We start from the raw sequence: 17,777 nt of genomic DNA, 5'->3' as shown, positions 1-17,777 counted from the left end.
TTGGAGTGTAATTATGCCGAAACAAGAACAATTTGTCAAAGAAATCACCGATATGAACGTGGACTTTGCCCGCTGGTACACCGACGTCATTCTGAAAACCGAACTCGTCGATTACGGTCCGGTCAAAGGTACGATGATCATTCGCCCGTATGCCTACGAAATTTGGGAAAATATCCAAGCGGAACTCAACGCCCGTTTCAAGAAGACCGGGCATAAGAACGCGTACTTCCCGATGTTTATTCCGTACAGCTTCCTCGTTAAAGAAACGGAGCACGTCGAAGGCTTCGCGCCCGAAGTCGCGCTCGTTACCCACGTCGGCGACACCGAGCTTCCCGAAAAACTCGTCGTCCGCCCGACTTCCGAGACGATCATCTGCGACAGCTATTCCAAATGGGTCAAGAGCTGGCGCGATCTCCCGATCCTCATCAACCAATGGGCGAACGTCGTCCGCTGGGAAAAGACGACCCGCCCCTTCCTCAGGACTTCCGAATTCCTGTGGCAGGAAGGTCACACCGTCCACGAGACTCCCGAAGAGGCGCAGGAAGAGACCCTGAAAATGCTCGAAGTCTATCGCGAATTCGCGGAGAACGTCCTCGCGATCCCCGTCCTCGTCGGCAGGAAGTCCGAAAAGGAAAAGTTCGCGGGCGCGCAAGCGACCTACGGAATGGAAGCGATGATGCTGGACGGCAAGAGCCTGCAAGCCGGAACGAGCCACTATTTCGGCGATAATTTCAGCAAAGCGTTCAATATCAAATATTCATCCAAAGAGGGCGATTTGAAGTACGTCTATCAGACGAGCTGGGGGACTTCGACCCGTATGATCGGCGCCTTGATCATGGCGCACGGCGATAACCGCGGTCTTGCGCTTCCCCCGAAAGTCGCACCCATCCAAGCGATCATCATCCCGATCGCGGCGCATAAAGGCGGCGTAAACGAAAAGGCGGACGAAATCAAGGCGGCTCTCGAAGAAGCGGGCGTCCGCGTCGAGATCGACAAGCGCGAGCAAAGCACGGGCTGGAAGTTCAACGAATGGGAAATGAAAGGCGTTCCCGTCCGCATCGAAGTCGGACCGCGCGACCTTGAAAACGGCGTCGTAACGGTCGCTCGCCGCGACGATCTCGCGAATAAGACGACGATCAAGCTTGATGACCTTGCAACCGCGATCCCCGCGCTCCTCGCCGACATCCAAAAGAATATGCTTGAAAAAGCGAGGACTTTCCGCGACGCGCATATCGTCGTCTGCGAAGATATGGAAGGACTTACCGAAGCCGTAAACAGCGGAAACTTCGTAAAAGCGATGTGGTGCGGCGACCGCGCCTGCGAGGACAAAGTCAAAGAATTGACCGGCGCTTCGACCCGCGTTATGCCCTTCGACCAGACCCCGGTCGGCTCGAAATGCGTCTGCTGCGGCAAGAACCTCTTAAAAGAGGACGGCTCGACGGACGGCAAGGTGATTTACTTCGCAAAAGCGTATTAAGCAAAGGCCGTATAAGGGCGCATTTGCTTCGTTTCCGATCATCGCGACGAAGGCGTCACGTACAAAAGTACGCTCGGACCTTCTTCGCTCGATGCGCCTCGCACCTGCAACCCTTCTCTGACTTTTGAGTTTTACGTCAGTCGTTTCACAAATCATTTTTATCAAACAGAAATAAAAAAACTCGGGTGGTTTTCGCCCGAGTTTTTTTGATCGTTACTTATCTAAAAAACCCGCTGATCGAAGTCGCGAACGTTCCCGTTTTTAAAAAATAGGAACGTACGGTTGCGCAAGAGAGTTTCGCACCGCGCGTCCAACCAACAAAATCAAACGCAAGCCAAGGATGATTCGGCATTAAGGGCGTCAGAACTTTGCGGTAATCATCGAGGAGATTTTGATAATCGGCAACGCTAAGATCGCTCCAGTTCAAACTTTTGAATTGTTCCTTTTTGACTCTCGGAACACCTAACTTTTCGAACAGGTTCAAGATTTGTCTGTCGATCGGAATATGACAATAGGAGAACAGATCCGCGAATCGCAAATAGTTACCGAAACAAGCAAGATATTTGAAAAGCATATTGATATATTTTTGCGCGATTCCGTAGGTCATCGGCTGGAATCCGGCTTTCGCCCGCAGTACATTCATTCCAGAAAGGAAATCGCAGCAAAGATCGCCGTGGAATGCGTCGAAGTTCGCTTGCGTATTGGGCGTGTTCGGTTTGAGATTGAAATATTCCCAAACCCGTTTAGCAATACTATTAAGCACCACTATATGTACGTTTTTGGGCAAAATTATTTTGAAACCTTTATTTCGCGGGTTGATTACGGGATATACTTCTTTCGCGGCGCATTCAATATCCGTAAGGAGAGTCAGATCTCCTTTAATCAGCATACACTTCCCGATTTTGGATGCAAAACTCCCCCTCAAAGAACTGTCTATGATATACATTTTTGTTCCTCCTTTTGTTTTTTTTACATTTCGGCGATTTAGCCTTGTAATACTATCAGTAACTGTTTCACTAATCCATATACTTTGTGTCAACTATATCCCCGTCCGTGCAATGGATTACGTACTCTCCGCCTTGTTGATGCGTTCCATACCAACTATCATACCACTGCCGCATCGTTCCTTGAAATGAGATTGAAGTTAAACCCGTGCAACCATAGAACACGGTGTCACCGATGCTCGTTACACCGTTCGGGATCGTGATGGAAGTTAATTCCGTGCAACAGTAAAACGCATCGTTCCCGATGCTCGTTGCGCTCTCCGGGATCGAAATCGAAGTTAAGCCGATGCAATTTCCGAACGCACACACGCCAATGCTCGTTACAGTCGATGGAATTGTAACGGAAGTCAAGCTACGGAACCCTTCAAACGCGTAATAACCTATGCTTGTTACTCCGTTCGGGATTATAAGATCACCTTCAATCTTATGCCCATCTATATACAAATCGCAATCTTCCGCAATAATTTGATAGCCTCTCTCCATCGCGCACCATTCCGAAAGATCCCCCTCATAATGAATTGAAGTTAAACCCGCGCAATAAAACGCGCAGGAACAAATGCTCGTTATACTGCTCGGGATAACAAGATCACCTTCAATCTTCTTTCCGTTTATATATAAGGAGCAGCGATCTTTAGACATCAAATTGCCGTGATCCATTATAGCGCACCAGCTTGCAAGATCGCCTTCATAATAAATCGTAGTTAAACCCGAACAACCATATAATGCATTATAATCGATGCTCGTAACAGAGTTCGAGATCGTAATGGATGATAAACTATTACAACCGTCAAACGCAAATTTGCCAATGCTTATTACGCTCTTTCCTATCGTGATGGAAGTTAAACCCGAACAATTCTTAAACGCATTTTGAGGAATTACCGTTTCGCCCGAACAGATCGTCACCGAATACGAGGAACTTCCGCATTGTTTCGCCACAACCGAAGCCATCTCCGCATTGCCGGTAATCGCGGTTAATTCTGTGCAACCGTAAAACGCACGTTCTCCGATGCTCGTTACGCTATTCGGAATCGTAACGGAAGTTAAGCCGTTACAGCCATAGAATGCAGCTTCGCCGATACTCGTTACGCTCTCCGGGATCGTGATGGAAGTTAATCCCGTGCAACCCGAAAACGCACTGTTCCCGATCGTCGTTCCCGAAGTAATGGTTACGGAAAACGAGACACTTCCGCATTGCTTTGCGACAACCGAAACCATTCCCGCGCTGCCGCTGATCGCGGTCAACCCCGTGCAACGCGAAAACGCATATAATCCAATATTTGTTACGCTCTCCGGGATCGTGATGGAAGTTAATCCCGTGCAACCCGAAAACGCATATGATCCAATATTTGTTACGCTCTCCGGGATCGTAATCGAAGTCAAGCCCGTACAACCGCTGAACGCATAGTTCCCAATGCTCGTTACGCTGTTCGGGATCGTAATAGAGGTCAAGCCCGTACAACCTCTGAACGCATAGTTTCCAATACTCGTTACGCTGTTCGGAATCGTTACATCTCCAACAAACAATTCCTCTCTGAGGGTTCCCCCGATCTTAATCGGCACGGTGCCGATCAAATTGCTCAACCCCGAAGAAATCGTGCACCACCCCGAAATATCTCCCTCATAAGAAATCGAAGTTAAGCCCGTACAACCGCTGAACGCATCGCTCCCAATACTCGTTACGCCGTTCGGAATCGTAACGGAAGTCAAGCTCGCGCAACCGTAGAACGCACTGATCCCAATACTCGTTACGCCGTTCGGAATCGTAACGGAAGTCAAGCTCGCGCAACCGTAGAACGTAACACCCTCAATGCGGGTTACACTATCCGGAATCGTAACGGAAGTCAAACCCGTGCAACCGTAGAACGCATAACTCTCAATTGTTGTTACGCTGTCCGGAATCACGATCTCATCCATTGACGTTCTATTTTGGAAGGCACTTTCTCCGATCACCGTTACGGCTTTTCCGTTATAGGTAGAAGGGATCCTTACAACCGGGGGAAGATCTTGATAACGCGCCGTGATCTCGTAGGTGGCGTTTTCGAGCAGTTTGAAACGGAAATAATAATCCGCCGTGGGCGCGTTTGGATTCGGAGAGGTGCCGTCTGCGTTTACCCCGTCTATCCCGTCTTTTCCGTCCTCGGCGCCCTTTCCGTCCTTGCCATCCTCTCCGTCTTTACCGTTCGTAATCGTAAAGGCGGAAGTCGTTCCATCCGTAAAAGTAATCGTATAAGTGTCAACCAACCCTTCGGTCGCGGTCTTTTCGATTTTCTCAATTCCGTTTCCCGCGGCGCCGTCTTTTCCGTTTGCTCCCGGGTCGCCCTTCTCGCCTTTGATCGAGGCGAGCCATTCATCGTAAGAAAGAGTGCCGCCGTTTTCCGCATACGCCGTATAGACCGAACGAATCCGATCGGAATCCGTCGTACTCTTCTGATCATTTTGCGAATTTAAGATGTCGCAAGAAGCGAACAACCATAGTGCGGCAGCTATCCCTAAAAGAATCAAAAAACACTTTCTCTTCATATTTCCCCCTTTTTGAGACAAAAACGAAAAACTAACGATTTGGTAGTTATACTGAAATTTTACTACCAAAATGGTAGATTGTCAATGATCGAAAAAGAGAGGTGCTCGAAATGGAGATTAAACTCGGCGAACGGTTGAGAGAACTTCGCAAAGAAAGCGGACTTACGCAAAAAGAGGTCGCCGCAAAGTTTAACTTAAACAGCGTTACTTATCTCCATTACGAGAAATCGCAAAGAGAACCGTCTCTTTCTTTGCTTGCGGATTTCGCCGCCTTTTACAAAGTTTCCGTAGATTATCTCTTGGGTCTCAAAGATTTCGAATAGTTTTTCAAAACGGCGCTATGCATCCTTGTAATGAATCATTAATTCTTTCGTATCCTCGTAGTAGGTCGCAAGCGCGATCTTTTTGATCTCGCTTTCATCCGAAATTCCGAGCCGCTCTTTCAGCCACGCTTCGTCCTTCCCGATCTGCCGAAGCGCTTTTTCGATGATTCGCCCGTCCTCGATGACGTCCTTACTCAGCGAAGGTTCGGGCGGCACCGCGCCGAGATCGACGCTTTTCGCGGGGACGGCGCTCCTCGCGGGCAGGATCGAGACTTCCCCGCTCGTCTCGAAAATGCAATAGGCGACCGACCGAAGATCGAAATACCCTTTCGCACGACACATCGAGAGAAGGTCGTTTATATCGAGCTTACTGCGCGACAGATTCCCGTAATTGATCTTTCCGCTCTCGATCAAGACGATCGGGCGACCGCGAACGAACTTCTTCAAAAAGATCGCTTTGCGCGCGAGAAAGGTCAGGATCAGATCCAAGACGAGATAGATCGTCATCGCGATGAAGAAGTGATAAAACGGACGTTCGGGATCGGTGGACATTTCCGCGGCGATCGACCCCAAAGAGATCCCGATGACGTAATCCAAAAAGGAAAGTTGCGCGATCTGCTTCTTTCCCATGATTTTCGTGATCACGAAAAGAAACAGAAAGCTCGAAACGGAAAACACGGCGACGCGAAGAACGGGATCCATATTTCGAATTATGGGCAAAAACGCTCCCGCTATTCCTTACGGATCCGATCTTTTCCCGCCGCGGACTTGACAATCGCGCCTCTCGGGGGCATATAATAGCGTAGTTATTCTTTTAAGGTGGCTTTATGAAAGAATTCGAAAAGCAAATGACCGATACTCTCCTTTCCTTTCTCGCGATCGACAGCGTGCAGGCGGAACCCGCCCCAAGCGCGCCTTTCGGCAAAGGGACGCGCGCCGCGCTCGACGCCTTTTTATCCCTCGCGGAGAAAGAGGGAATGCGCGTAAAAGACCTCGACGGGATGTGCGGCTATGCGGAGATCGGCGAAGGCGAACTTCTCGGGATCCCCTTCCACCTCGACGTCGTCCCTTTCGGAAGCGGCTGGACGCGCTCGCCCCTCGGCGAGATCCAAGAAGAAGAAAACGACAAGATCATCTACGGCAGAGGCGCGGAGGACGATAAAGGTCCGTTCGTAGCCCTGTTTTACGCGCTGAAATCCCTTTTGAGCGAAGGAAAAGAACCGCGCCGTCGCATCCGCTTGATCGCGGGGCTGAACGAAGAGAGCGGCTGGAAATGCATCGAACGCTATCTCAAAACCGAGGAAGTCCCTTCTCTCGCCTTTTCGCCCGACGCGGACTTCCCCGTCATCAACTGCGAGAAGGGAGTCTGCCACGCGGAAGTTACTTTGAAAAAGCCCGACTCCGTTTCCTTTATCGAGGGCGGCGAAAGGGTCAATATGGTCGCGGACAACGCGAAACTCAAAATGAAGACTCTTTCGGACGGAACGCTCTCGAAATGCATCAAAGGTCTCGCGAAGATCACCTTCGAAGAGGACGGCTTCCTGCTCACCGCGAAAGGCGTCTCCGCGCACGGTTCGACGCCCGATAAAGGCGAGAACGCGATCTTGAAGCTCCTTTTCGCGGCGAAAAGTTCTAATGAATTCATCGCCGACCTGTACGACGCTTTCTTCAAGACGGACGGCAGCGGGCTCAAAATCGCCTGTTCGGACGAAAAAAGCGGCGCTTTGACGATGAACGTCGGCTACGCGAAGACCGAGGGAGACTCCGTCTCTTTCGGACTGGATATCCGCTATCCCGTCACGGTCAAAGAAGAGACCGTCCTCGCCGCGATAAAAAGCGCGCTGCCCGAAGCGACGGTCACCGTCTCGGGGCGGCATCTCCCCTTGTTCGTCGCGCCCGATTCCGAACTCGTTTCCGCTTTGATCGCCGCCTATAACGAAGTCACGGGCGAAAACGCGGCTCCGATCTCGATCGGCGGAGCGACCTACGCGCGCGCTTTCCCGAATGCCGTTGCGTTCGGTCCCGTCTTCCCGGGAGAGGACAGCAAGATCCATCAAGCGGACGAATGCGTCCGCCTTTCCGCCCTCGTAAAAGCCGCGGAGATCTATAAAAGAGCCCTCGAAAAACTTGCGTTTTGATCGATCGCAATCGAAAAACCTTTCGAATAAATCTCTTTACCAATAAAACGACGCGTGATATAATGCAACTATGCAATTTTTTACGACGTTAACGACCGTAGCTTTAATGCTCGCTTATGCGATCCCCGGGTTTCTCTTCGTAAAATCGAAGACGGTAAAGCCCGAATCTATCAGCGCGTTCGCCCGCGTTCTTTTATTCGTTTGCCAGCCCTGCCTGATCCTCTACTCCCTGAATGCCGCCACTTTCACGATGGATTTTTTGCGTCAGATGGGGATATTCTTCGGGCTTTGCACCGCGATGCAGATCGTCGTCATCTGCTCGATGACGCTGATTTTGAAGCGCAAGTTCGACGACGTCCGTAACCGAATCTGCTCGATCGCGTCCTCTCTTGCGAACGTCGGATTTTTCGGCGTCCCCCTGATCGAAGCGATCCTGCCGACGCATCCCGAAGTCGTCGCGTTCTCGACCGTCTTTTCCGTCAGCTTGAACTTGATCTCTTGGTCGCTCGCCGTCGGCATCATCGCTTGGGACAGGAATAAAATGAGCGTCCGCAATATGATCGTCAATCCGACGACCGTCTCCCTTTTGGTCGCCCTGCCCCTTTTCTTCACCGCGACGAAGCTTCCGAGCGCGATCGCGCCCGCAGTCGAGCTTCTCGGCAGGATGACGACGCCGATGTGTATGCTGATCCTCGGAATGCGCCTCGCGACCGTTACGCCGCGCGATCTCTTCTTGAATCCGCGCGTCTATATCGCGACCGCGATCAAAAACGTCGTCTATCCTCTGCTTTCCTTCGCGGTGATCTTCTTCATCCCGATCCCGACCTACGTCAAAATTTGTTTCTTCGTCCTCGGGTGTTGCCCGAGTGCGAGCATGGTTCTCAATATGTCAGAGCTCATCAACGAAGGGCAGACTTCCGCGGCGTGCACCGTCCTTATCAGCACGCTTTCCTGCATCGCGACCGTCCCCCTGCTCTCCTTAATGATTCCGCTTTTGAGTTGACGCGCCGAGCCGACGCAAACGAAAAAATCCCGACGGATTGCCGTCGGGATTTTTATTTTCTTTTTTCGAAAAAAACCTTATTGGATCTGCGACCACATCGTGGAAACGCGGGTCTTGCCGTCGCCGAGGTCTTTCATCACGCCGCAGCGGTTCAAAGTCGCGCTCGACGGGAACATCGTTTCGAGGAACATTTCCTTCCAACCGGTCGGCGCACCTTCGAACATTCCGTCTTCGTCCGCGGTGTACTCTTCGTACAGTTCGTCAAACACCGCCGCGACGATGCTGACGGCGCCCGCCCATTCGCTGTTCGTCTTCGCGATATCCGCTCTGCAAAGGAATTTCAGGAAGTAATTCGCCGCTTCCGCGTTTTTCGCATATTTATTGATCACGAGGTTATCGATATAGACGTTGCCGCCTTCTTCGGGAACGACGTACCAAAGGTTGCGGTTTCCGGCGTGCATTTTCCCGTCCAGATCCTCGTAGTCGTTCATAACGTAACCCGCGTCGCAGCTCCACATCAAAGCGACCGCGACGTTGCTCTTATTCGCGCCCATTTCGTATTTGATATCGTCCACGTCCCAGACGTTGCCTTCGACTCTCTTGACGCCGAGGAGGGTATTCTTCGCCTTGTTGACGGTCTCCGCGGTCGTGTCTTCGAAAACGGCTTGGACGGCGGCCTTTTGCTCCGCGCCCGAAAGTCCGGAAAGAGTCGTGCGCGCATTGTACAGGCAAGCCGCCGCGTATGCGTCGCGGATGGAATCTTTGACCGAGATATGACCGGAGAATTCTCTTCCGAACAGCGCGTCCCAACTCGTGATCTCTTTATTCGTCTTGCTCTTATCGTAGACGATGCCGAGCGTTCCGTACATATACGGGATCGCATATTGAAGATTGGGATCGTACAGTTTCATCAGTTCGACGTAATCGCTCTTGAACGTCGCGGAAGAGACTGCGCCGACGATCTCTTGATCGAAAGGAAGGACGAGCTGCTTTTTGATCAGATACTCGACCATATAGTCGCTCGGGCAAAGGATATCGTAATCCGCTTTGCTTCCTTCGACCGCAAGCTGAATGTTTTCGACCGCGTCGAATTCGTCCAACACGACCTTGACGTTCTTCCCCGTCTGCTCTTTATACCAGCTTTCGAAGATCGGGAAAATATCCTCGTCGATATATTCGCCCGGGAAATAAAGCTTCAAGATTTCGTCGCGCGGGGTGGACTTACACGCGAACAGCGACGCGGACAGCGCACCGAGAAGCACGATCACCAGCAATACGCAAAGTATCTTTTTCATTGTTTTCTCTCCTTCTTTGGTTTATTTTGTTCTTTTTCGAAAGGCTTTAAGCCTATTTCGCCATTTCTTTCGCCTTCTTGTTTTTGAAGACGTTGTAACCGATCAAGGCGGTCAGGACGACGACGAAGATGATCGTGGAAAGCGCGCGAATCTCGATCGGGACGCCCTTCTTGCGGATCCCCGCGTAGATAAAGGTCGAGATCGTGTTTACGTCCGCGCCGAACGAGTTCACGTTCGTTACGACGAAATCGTCCAAAGACAGCGTAAACGCAAGCGCGAAGCCCGAGACCATCGCGCCCGCCAGTTGCGGAAGCATAACGGTAAAGAGGCTGCGCATCGGTCCCGCGCCGAGATCCATACTCGCTTCGAGCAGGTTCGGGTTCAGCTGTTGCAGGCGGGGCGTAACGGTCAAAATGACGTACGGCGTCGTTATGATCGTGTGCGTCAAAATGAGCCAACCGAGGCTGAAATTCACGGGGAGTCTGACCGTGTCGCGCAAAAAGATCATCAAAAGGAAAAAGCCCATCGCCGTGACGATCTCCGCGTTCACGACGGTGATCTGCGAAGCGGCGTCCACGACGGCTTTCGTCTTTTTCCTCATATAATGGATACCGACGGAAGCGGTCGTCCCGAGGATGGTCGCGAGAAAGGCGGAAGATGCGCCGATCACGAGCGTGTTCTTCAAGGCGGCGAGCATTTTTTCGCTCTTCCCGAGTTTCTCATACAAAGCGAAAGTAAAATCGCCGAATTCGCCGCCCACCGACTGCGACGTGCTGAACGAATAGACGACGATCATGATCAAGGGAAGATAGATTGCGACGAGGACGACGAGCAAGATCAAGCTTTTAACGATAAAGGAGAGCCCGAAACGCTTTTTCATTACGCTTTCCCTCCTTTAACGGGCGCTTTCGACGTCCGTTTCATCAAAGCCGAACTGATCACCATAACGGCGAGAACGATCAACAAGAGGATGAACGACAGCGCGGAACCGTAGCCGTAATTCCCGTAGTTTTGATTTTCAAACAAACTCGCGATCTTCGCGCCGATGACGGTCGTGTTCATATCACCCATCATTTTGGTAATGGCGTACGAGCTGAAAATCGGCATAAACATCATGCTGATCCCGCTGATGACGCCGGGAAGCGACAAAGGAAGCGTGACCTTGAAAAAGGTGCGAAACGGATTCGCGCCGAGGTCGTTCGACGCTTCGACGTAGCTTTTATCCATATTGGAAAGGACGGTGTAAATCGGGAGCAGCATATAGGGAAAGAAATCGTAGACCATACCGACGACCGCCGCGCCGAAACTCTTGCGGATCCCCATCACGACGAGAAGGGATTGCAGCGCGAAGATACGAAGCATAAAGTTGATCCACATCGGGATGATGAATAAAAGCGCGAGGATCGCCATCTTCTTAAAAGGTTCGGACGCGAGGACGTACGCCACGGGATACGCGATCAAAAGGCAAATAAAAGTCGAAAGCGCCGCGATGCCGATCGTCTGCCCGAGCTGGCGCAGGGTCTCTTTCTCGGTGAAAACAAGGCGGAAATTTTGAAGAGTAAAACCGCCGTCGTCCCCGCGGAACGCATAGATCAAAACCAAGATCAAGGGCACGATGACGAAGACGAGCGTGACCGCAAGATAGGGAAATGAAAACGCCGTCGGGCGAAAGACTTTTGCCTTTCCTTTTTTCATTTCGCTTCCTCCGCGTTTTCTTCTTCGGGGTCGTACTTTTCGAGGCGGACTTTGCTTCCGTCGATCGTGACGCCGACGCGGTCGTCCATATCCCACTCGTCCGCGGTGTCGATATAAAAGTCCTCGTCCGTATCGGTATAGACCTGAACTTGATAATAGGTTCCTTTATAAAGGCTCTGCGTAACGCTCGCGCCGATCACGCCGTCCTCTTCGTCGTCCGTAAGATCGACCGCATTGAACGGGACGTAGACGAGGACGTCGTCGCCCGTCTCGAATCCCTCGGTCGGGATCTCGAACTCGCCGCCGCAGAAAGAGACGTAATTCTCGCCCGTCACGCGCCCGATATACTTATTGATCGTCAGGATCTTTTTCATAATATGGATGCTGTCCGGTTGGATCCCCAAGGAGACCTTTTGCCCGGGGAGAAATTCCTTTTGCGATTGGACGGTAAACTCATAGTCGGAAGCCAAAACTTCCATTTCGTAATAGGTGCCTTTGAAAACGGTCGTCAGAACTTCGCCGTCGAAATCGCCTTTCCCTTCGCCCGTCGTGATGACGATATCTTCGGGGCGAATGACGACGTCCACCTTTTCGTTCTTTTCGAAGCCCTTATCCACGCATTTGAGTTTCTTTCCGAGGAAAGCGACCGTAAAGTCTTTTTCCATAACGCCGGAAAAGATATTCGACTCGCCGATGAAGTCCGCCACGAAAGCGTTCTTAGGCTCGTCGTAGATCTTCTTCGGGCGGGCGATCTGCTGGATCACGCCGTCATTCATAACGACGACGACGTCGCTCATCGTCAGGGCCTCCTCTTGATCGTGCGTAACGAAGATAAAGGTGATGCCGAGATCCTGATGCATCTTTTTCAGCTCGATCTGCATCTCTTTTCTCATTTTGAGATCGAGCGCGCCGAGAGGCTCGTCCAAAAGAAGGACTTTGGGCTCGCAGACGATGGCGCGCGCGATCGCGACGCGCTGCTGCTGACCGCCCGACAAAGAATTGACGTCGCGGTGACCGTAATCGGCGAGGCCGACGAGCCTTAACGCGTTGTTTACTTTTTCCGCGATCTCCTCTTTCGTGTACTTACGATAGCCGCTCTTTTTGGAAGAATCCGCGACCTTTTTGAGTTTCAGACCGAACGCGACGTTTTTGAAAACGTTCAAATGGGGGAAAAGCGCGTACTTTTGGAAGACGGTGTTGACCGGGCGCTTAAAGGGAGGAATGCTAGTAATCGGCGTTCCTTCGATATAGATCTCGCCCTCCGTCGGCGTCTCGAAACCGGCGATCAAGCGCAAAAGGGTCGTCTTTCCGCACCCCGAAGGACCGAGAAGGGTCACGAATTGCCCTCTCTTGATCCCGAGACTCAGATCGTCCAAAACGGTGACGCCGTCAAAGACTTTCGTGATCCCTTTAATCTCAATGATGTTTTCGCCCTTCTTTTGCGAGGGGACGGACGCCGCGGGATTTTCTTTCCCGCTTACGATCGCGCGCTTTTTCTCCGATTCGTTCATTTCTTTCTTCTTCCTTCTTAAAAATTGGGCGGGCAGGATATCCACAACACGGTGGCTTTCTTGTCCGTTACGTTTTCGATCGAATGCTTTTTATCCGCTTTGTAATAAAAGGTTTCACCTTTCTCCACGGTAAACGAGCGGCGACCGACGGTCAGTTTGATCTTTCCCGCGACGACGAAGCCGAATTCTTCGCCCTCGTGCGGCATATCGGTCTCCGACGCGCCCTTCTCGTTCAAATCGAGGAGAATGGGCTCCATCGCGTTTTTCTGCGCGGACGGGACAAGCCAAGTCGTCACGCTGTCGCCGTAATCCTTGGAAAAATAGTCTTCTTTGTGGAAGACGACGGCGTCGCTCTCCTCGTTTTGGAAAAACTCGCCGAGGTTGCTCCCGAGGACGACGAGGATATCGCCGAGCGTGTCGATCGAAGGATTCGCGAGGTCGTTTTCCAGCTGACTGATAAAGCCTTTCGTAAGTTCGCAGCGATCCGCAAGCTCTTCCTGCGTCAGATTGTTTTTGAGTCTTAGCGCTTTGATTTTAACGCCGATCTCCATTCTTTTTCGCTCCTTTTCTTTGGTTTCGTAAAAATAAACTCCGAGTTTTGCGTCTCTACCGATACTAAATTAAAAGTTTATTTTTCCTAAACAAATGCCATTATAAAGAATCCCCGCTACGATGTCAAACGAATGAGAATAAAATTCTGAAAGCCATTCGAAAAAATTTTCGGGATTTCCGAAGAAAAGCGCTCCGAATCCTTACGCGAGGATCAGCGCGAGCATGACGCAGGCGACCGATCCCGCCGCGATGAGTTTCGTCTTCCTGCTCGCGAGAGAATAATTGCCTGCGAAGAGGAGCGCGGCGTAATAGACGGCGATCTCGACCGCGGAAAAAACGTAGCTCTGCGGTTTCCCGAGTTCGCTCGCGCGGACGCTGAGCTCGGCGATAAAAAGCGGGAGAAATCGGACGACCTCGAAGAGCGCGCCGAAGCCCGAATAGACGAACGTCAACAAGACGGACACGAGAGACGCGACGTACGTTACGGACGCGAGCGGGACGACGACGAGGTTCATTACGATCCCCATAAACGTGATCTTTCCGAAAGCGACGGCGGAGACGGGAGCGATCGCGATCGAAGTGGCGAGCGACACCGCGAGCGATTGCGCGAGAGAACGGCGCATCTTATGCCGAAGGAAGATCCGCTCCAACGGACGGGAAAGAGACAAGATTCCGAGGACGGACAGAAAGCTCAGGATAAAACTCAGATCGAAGAGATACAGCGGTTTGAAAAGAAGGATCGCGATCGCGGCGAAAGAGACGGAAGACAATCCATCGTAACGCATTCCGAGCGCGTTTGCCGCAAGCGACAGCAATACCATGATCGAAGCGCGAAGAACGGAAGGCGTAAAACCGCAAACGTAAGAGTAAAAGCCGAGGATCGGAAGCATCGAAAAGAATAGGACCCAATTTTTCGCCCGCAGTTTCTTCAAAAGAAACAGGATCGCGGCGGAAAGCACGCCGACGTGCAGTCCGCTGACCGCAAAGACGTGCGCCACGCCGATCGCGCGCATCGCCGTCTTATCCTCTTTTTGCATTTCGGAGGAATCGCCGAACAGCATCGCGTAGGTAAAAGAACCCGCCCGATCCCCTTCCGAGCGCGTAAGAACTTCCAGCGTCTTTCGGCGGATCGAATAAGAAAGCGGAGCGCGTCCGCTCTCCCGAGATTCGACGAAGGGATCGTCCATCGCGTATTTCGCGCCGACCCGATACTGCATCGCGGAAAAGACGCTGTCCAACGAGAGTTTGCGGATGCGGATCTTCCCCGTCACCGCAACCCGATCGCCGACCGCCATTTCCCGCGCCGTCCGAAAGGAAATCTTTCCGCTCTCCCGTTTTCCGTTACAGGTGATCGAGTCCGCCACGACGGAATAGAGAAGTTCTCCTTCGTTTTCCGTATCTTCTTTGACCGAGACTTCCGTTACGCGGCAACGGATCTCCTTTACGCCTTTGAGTCCGTACTCGTTATAGAGGGTAAACGAAGAAAAGGCGAGCGCGAAACCGAGGATCGCAAACGCCGCGAGGACGATCGCTTCGCGCGCCGTCAAAGACTTCGCCCGAACGAGAAGAAAAAGAAAAACGGCGGCGCAGGCGAACGTAATCGCCCCGACTGCCGCCGAAAGTTTAACGGTATAGATCCCGAGAATGAAAAAGACTGCGACGAGAGGAACGACCCTTTTGTTATAGAGTTTGAAGGGTTCGCCCTTGCGCCGCGTCATATCAGATGCGGATCGCGATCGCGTTCGCCTCTCCCGAAAGGGTAAAAGCTCCGTAGCCCGCGGGAACGAAAACCGTGTCGCCTTTTCGGTAGGTCTTCCCTTCCGTCTCAAACGAACCGAAGAGGATCAGGATCGCGACGAAGCTGTCTTCGTCCGCGAAAAGTTTTTTCTCGCCCTTGAAAGAAAAACTTTCGCAGGAGAAATACTCGCAAGAAGTCCTCTTATCGGGCGCGTAGGCTTTCAGAGAAGAAACCTTTTTTCCTTTCTCGACGTGCAACTCGCGGGGCTTCCCGTCCGCGCCGACGCGACCGTAATCGTATAAGCGATAGGTCAGATTGCTGTTTTGCTGGACTTCGGCGATGACGACGCCCTTTCCGATCGCGTGCACCGTGCCGGCTTCGATAAAGTACCACTCTCCGGGTTTTACGGGGATGAAATTCAAGACTTCCTGCAAGCGGTTCTCGCGGATCAGATCGCAGAATTCCTCTTCGGTCAAGTCGCGCTTGAAGCCGACGTACAGCCCCGCGCCCTCTTCCGCTTCCGCGACGTACCACATCTCGGTCTTACCGTAGGAATTCTCGTTCGCGAGCGCGTAAGCGTCGCTCGGGTGGACCTGAACGGAGAGATTGTCGCGGGCGTCGATGAGTTTTACGATCATCGGGAAACGCTCGAACGCCGCGGCTTTTTTGCCGACGAGTTCTTTTTGATTCTCGAAAAGATACGCGAGATCGAAGTTCTCCCCCTCGAAGCCGCTCGTCCCGTCCTTATGCGCGGCGAGTTCCCACGCTTCCGCGACGCGCGCGAGATCGGTCTTTTTATTGAATTCCTTTTTGAGTTTTTCGCCGCCCCAAATATAATCTTTGAAAGCGGGGATCGTCTTGGTGATTTTCATAAGATTCTCCTTTGTTTTCTAAGCGAAATTATACAATGCGAACGCACGTTTTTGCAAGCGTCTCACGGCAATTCGGTTCGAAAACGGGCGATCGGGCTTTCGGGGACAAAATAGGCGGCATACGATTGACAAAAACGGGGAAAAGCCTATACAATTAAAAACAGAAAGATCCGCTCGTTTTTATAAAACGAGAGATCGAAATCGGAGGCGATTATGAACGAGTTTTACGAAAATCCGCTGAATACCCGCTACGCAAGCGAAGAGATGCGCCGCCTTTTTTCCGCGGACAAAAAATTCTCCACTTGGAGAAAGCTTTGGGTGGCTCTCGCCGAAAGCGAAAAAGAGCTCGGGCTCGACATCACCGACGCGCAGATCGCGGAGATGAAAGCCCACCTCTACGATATCGACTACGAAAAAGCCGCGCGCTACGAAAAGGATCTCCGTCACGACGTCATGGCGCATATCAAAGCCTTCTGCGACGTCTGCCCGACGGCGAAGCCCATTATCCACCTCGGCGCGACCTCCTGCTACGTCTGCGACAATACCGACCTCATCGTTATGAAAGAAGGGCTTTTGCGCATCCGCAAACTGCTTTTGACCTGTATGAAAAGCCTGTATGATTTCGCGGAAAAGAATAAGTCCGTTCAAACGCTCGCCTTCACCCATTTCCAAGCGGCGCAACCGACGACCGTCGGCAAGCGCGCGACCCTTTGGCTCCAAGACCTTCTTTTCGATCTCGAAAACCTCGATTTTCAGCTCGACAATCTGCGCCTGCTCGGTTGCAAAGGGACGACGGGGACGGCGGCGAGTTTTTTGACCCTTTTCGAGGGCGACAAAGAAAAAGCGAAACTCCTCGATAAAAAGATCGCGGAAAAGATGGGCTTTAAGGATACCTACGACGTGTCCGGACAGACCTATTCCCGCAAAGTCGATTTCTTCATCCTTTCCGTCCTTTCCGGGATCGCGCAAAGCGCGTCCAAATTCTCTTCCGACATTCGCCTTTTGTCGCATCTCAAAGAGTTCGACGAACCCTTCGAGTCCGGGCAAGTCGGATCTTCCGCGATGGCGTACAAGAGAAACCCCATGCGTTCCGAAAGGATCGCTTCCCTCTCGCGCTACGTTATGGCGGATCTGATGAACCCCGCGATCACCGCCGCGTCGCAATGGTTCGAGCGCACGCTGGACGATTCGGCGAACCGCCGCATCTCGATCCCCGAAGCTTTCCTCGCGATCGACGCGATCCTCTCCCTTTATATCAACGTCGTCCAAGGCGGAAACGTCTATCCGAAAGTCGCCGAGAAACATCTCAAAGAAGAGCTTCCGTTTATGGCGACCGAAAACATTTTGATGTACTGCGTGGAGAAAGGCGGCGACCGCCAGACCTTACACGAAGCGATCCGCAAACACTCCGTCCAAACCGCGAAAGAGATCAAACTCGAAGGCAAGGATAACGACGTCTTGGAGAAGATCATCGCGGACGAAGCTTTCCGCCTGACGAAAGAAGAAGCCGAAAAAGTTTTGTCGGACAATTCCTTTATCGGATGCGCCGAATCGCAAACCGAAGACTTTTTGGAAAACGTCGTGCGCCCCGTCCTCGAAGCGAACGCGAGCGACCTGAACGAAAAAGTCGGAATCAAAGTATAAAGAAA

General features: G+C 52.0%; 15 protein-coding genes. 5 read left to right on the top strand and 10 right to left on the bottom strand.

The window, feature by feature from the left end; translation table 11 throughout:
* Window positions 1-13: 13 nt before the first annotated feature.
* Window positions 14-1,477 carry a proline--tRNA ligase gene (proS, locus tag K5753_07085; GenBank protein ID MCR4726963.1) on the top strand — a complete coding sequence of 488 codons (1,464 nt, stop codon included), beginning with the start codon at window positions 14-16 and terminating at the stop codon, window positions 1,475-1,477.
* Between the two features lie 217 nt (window positions 1,478-1,694).
* Here the strand turns inward: proS and K5753_07080 are convergent, their stop codons facing one another.
* Together K5753_07080 and K5753_07075 are read right to left on the bottom strand one after the other, a co-directional pair.
* Window positions 1,695-2,423 (bottom strand): hypothetical protein, encoded by a 729-nt coding sequence (locus tag K5753_07080; GenBank protein MCR4726962.1) that lies wholly within the window; start codon window positions 2,421-2,423, stop codon window positions 1,695-1,697.
* A gap of 70 nt (window positions 2,424-2,493) precedes the next feature.
* Window positions 2,494-5,001 (bottom strand): leucine-rich repeat domain-containing protein, encoded by a 2,508-nt coding sequence (locus K5753_07075; GenBank protein MCR4726961.1) that lies wholly within the window; start codon window positions 4,999-5,001, stop codon window positions 2,494-2,496.
* Window positions 5,002-5,111: 110 nt separating this feature from the next.
* Here K5753_07075 and K5753_07070 point away from each other — a divergent pair, with 110 nt between their 5' ends.
* Window positions 5,112-5,324 carry a helix-turn-helix domain-containing protein gene (locus K5753_07070; protein MCR4726960.1) on the top strand — a complete coding sequence of 71 codons (213 nt, stop codon included), beginning with the start codon at window positions 5,112-5,114 and terminating at the stop codon, window positions 5,322-5,324.
* A gap of 15 nt (window positions 5,325-5,339) precedes the next feature.
* Here K5753_07070 and K5753_07065 read toward each other — a convergent pair whose 3' ends face one another.
* Window positions 5,340-6,026 (bottom strand): DUF421 domain-containing protein, encoded by a 687-nt coding sequence (locus tag K5753_07065; protein ID MCR4726959.1) that lies wholly within the window; start codon window positions 6,024-6,026, stop codon window positions 5,340-5,342.
* Between the two features lie 125 nt (window positions 6,027-6,151).
* Here K5753_07065 and K5753_07060 point away from each other — a divergent pair, with 125 nt between their 5' ends.
* Entirely contained in the window at window positions 6,152-7,462 is a 1,311-nt protein-coding gene (locus K5753_07060; GenBank protein ID MCR4726958.1) for a Sapep family Mn(2+)-dependent dipeptidase, read from the top strand.
* Window positions 7,463-7,532: 70 nt separating this feature from the next.
* The gene (locus K5753_07055; GenBank protein ID MCR4726957.1) at window positions 7,533-8,465 is read left to right on the top strand and encodes an AEC family transporter; all 933 of its coding nucleotides are present in this window, start codon (window positions 7,533-7,535) and stop codon (window positions 8,463-8,465) included.
* Between the two features lie 77 nt (window positions 8,466-8,542).
* On the opposite strand, the gene K5753_07050 is transcribed toward K5753_07055, so the two are convergent.
* The 7 genes from K5753_07050 to K5753_07020 all read right to left on the bottom strand — a co-directional run bounded on the left by K5753_07050 (window position 8,543) and on the right by K5753_07020 (window position 16,128).
* Window positions 8,543-9,760 (bottom strand): extracellular solute-binding protein, encoded by a 1,218-nt coding sequence (locus K5753_07050; GenBank protein MCR4726956.1) that lies wholly within the window; start codon window positions 9,758-9,760, stop codon window positions 8,543-8,545.
* Window positions 9,761-9,812: 52 nt separating this feature from the next.
* The gene (locus K5753_07045) at window positions 9,813-10,640 is read right to left on the bottom strand and encodes an ABC transporter permease (protein MCR4726955.1); all 828 of its coding nucleotides are present in this window, start codon (window positions 10,638-10,640) and stop codon (window positions 9,813-9,815) included.
* Window positions 10,640-11,455, bottom strand: coding sequence for an ABC transporter permease (locus tag K5753_07040; protein ID MCR4726954.1), 816 nt, complete (start codon window positions 11,453-11,455; stop codon window positions 10,640-10,642). Before K5753_07040 ends, K5753_07045 begins: the two co-directional genes overlap by 1 nt.
* The gene (locus K5753_07035; protein ID MCR4726953.1) at window positions 11,452-12,966 is read right to left on the bottom strand and encodes an ABC transporter ATP-binding protein; all 1,515 of its coding nucleotides are present in this window, start codon (window positions 12,964-12,966) and stop codon (window positions 11,452-11,454) included. Before K5753_07035 ends, K5753_07040 begins: the two co-directional genes overlap by 4 nt.
* Before the next feature lie 17 nt (window positions 12,967-12,983).
* Window positions 12,984-13,517 (bottom strand): cupin domain-containing protein, encoded by a 534-nt coding sequence (locus tag K5753_07030; GenBank protein ID MCR4726952.1) that lies wholly within the window; start codon window positions 13,515-13,517, stop codon window positions 12,984-12,986.
* Window positions 13,518-13,718: 201 nt separating this feature from the next.
* The gene (locus K5753_07025; GenBank protein ID MCR4726951.1) at window positions 13,719-15,236 is read right to left on the bottom strand and encodes a ComEC/Rec2 family competence protein; all 1,518 of its coding nucleotides are present in this window, start codon (window positions 15,234-15,236) and stop codon (window positions 13,719-13,721) included.
* A gap of 1 nt (window position 15,237) precedes the next feature.
* Entirely contained in the window at window positions 15,238-16,128 is an 891-nt protein-coding gene (locus tag K5753_07020; GenBank protein MCR4726950.1) for a class I mannose-6-phosphate isomerase, read from the bottom strand.
* A 213-nt stretch (window positions 16,129-16,341) separates the two neighbouring features.
* Between K5753_07020 and purB the strand changes: the two genes are divergently transcribed.
* On the top strand, window positions 16,342-17,772 hold the full coding sequence (purB, locus tag K5753_07015) for an adenylosuccinate lyase (GenBank protein MCR4726949.1): 1,431 nt from the start codon (window positions 16,342-16,344) through the stop codon (window positions 17,770-17,772).
* Window positions 17,773-17,777: the final 5 nt, after the last annotated feature.

Source organism: Clostridia bacterium (assembly GCA_024685775.1).
In the GTDB taxonomy this organism is placed as follows: Bacteria; Bacillota; Clostridia; order Christensenellales; family CAG-1252; genus CAG-1252.
This window is presented reverse-complemented; position numbering and strand designations above follow the sequence as displayed.

What these genes read in the sequence shown, in the direction of transcription:
- K5753_07035 (MCR4726953.1), bottom strand. Translation starts at nt 12,966, where the DNA reads ATGAACGAATCGGAGAAAAAGCGCGCGATCGTAAGCGGGAAAGAAAAT.
- K5753_07080 (MCR4726962.1), bottom strand. Translation starts at nt 2,423, where the DNA reads ATGTATATCATAGACAGTTCTTTGAGGGGGAGTTTTGCATCCAAAATC.
- purB (MCR4726949.1), top strand. Translation starts at nt 16,342, where the DNA reads ATGAACGAGTTTTACGAAAATCCGCTGAATACCCGCTACGCAAGCGAA.
- K5753_07070 (MCR4726960.1), top strand. Translation starts at nt 5,112, where the DNA reads ATGGAGATTAAACTCGGCGAACGGTTGAGAGAACTTCGCAAAGAAAGC.
- K5753_07075 (MCR4726961.1), bottom strand. Translation starts at nt 5,001, where the DNA reads ATGAAGAGAAAGTGTTTTTTGATTCTTTTAGGGATAGCTGCCGCACTA.
- K5753_07030 (MCR4726952.1), bottom strand. Translation starts at nt 13,517, where the DNA reads ATGGAGATCGGCGTTAAAATCAAAGCGCTAAGACTCAAAAACAATCTG.
- K5753_07045 (MCR4726955.1), bottom strand. Translation starts at nt 10,640, where the DNA reads ATGAAAAAGCGTTTCGGGCTCTCCTTTATCGTTAAAAGCTTGATCTTG.
- K5753_07065 (MCR4726959.1), bottom strand. Translation starts at nt 6,026, where the DNA reads ATGGATCCCGTTCTTCGCGTCGCCGTGTTTTCCGTTTCGAGCTTTCTG.
- K5753_07025 (MCR4726951.1), bottom strand. Translation starts at nt 15,236, where the DNA reads ATGACGCGGCGCAAGGGCGAACCCTTCAAACTCTATAACAAAAGGGTC.
- K5753_07050 (MCR4726956.1), bottom strand. Translation starts at nt 9,760, where the DNA reads ATGAAAAAGATACTTTGCGTATTGCTGGTGATCGTGCTTCTCGGTGCG.
- proS (MCR4726963.1), top strand. Translation starts at nt 14, where the DNA reads ATGCCGAAACAAGAACAATTTGTCAAAGAAATCACCGATATGAACGTG.
- K5753_07020 (MCR4726950.1), bottom strand. Translation starts at nt 16,128, where the DNA reads ATGAAAATCACCAAGACGATCCCCGCTTTCAAAGATTATATTTGGGGC.
- K5753_07055 (MCR4726957.1), top strand. Translation starts at nt 7,533, where the DNA reads ATGCAATTTTTTACGACGTTAACGACCGTAGCTTTAATGCTCGCTTAT.
- K5753_07040 (MCR4726954.1), bottom strand. Translation starts at nt 11,455, where the DNA reads ATGAAAAAAGGAAAGGCAAAAGTCTTTCGCCCGACGGCGTTTTCATTT.
- K5753_07060 (MCR4726958.1), top strand. Translation starts at nt 6,152, where the DNA reads ATGAAAGAATTCGAAAAGCAAATGACCGATACTCTCCTTTCCTTTCTC.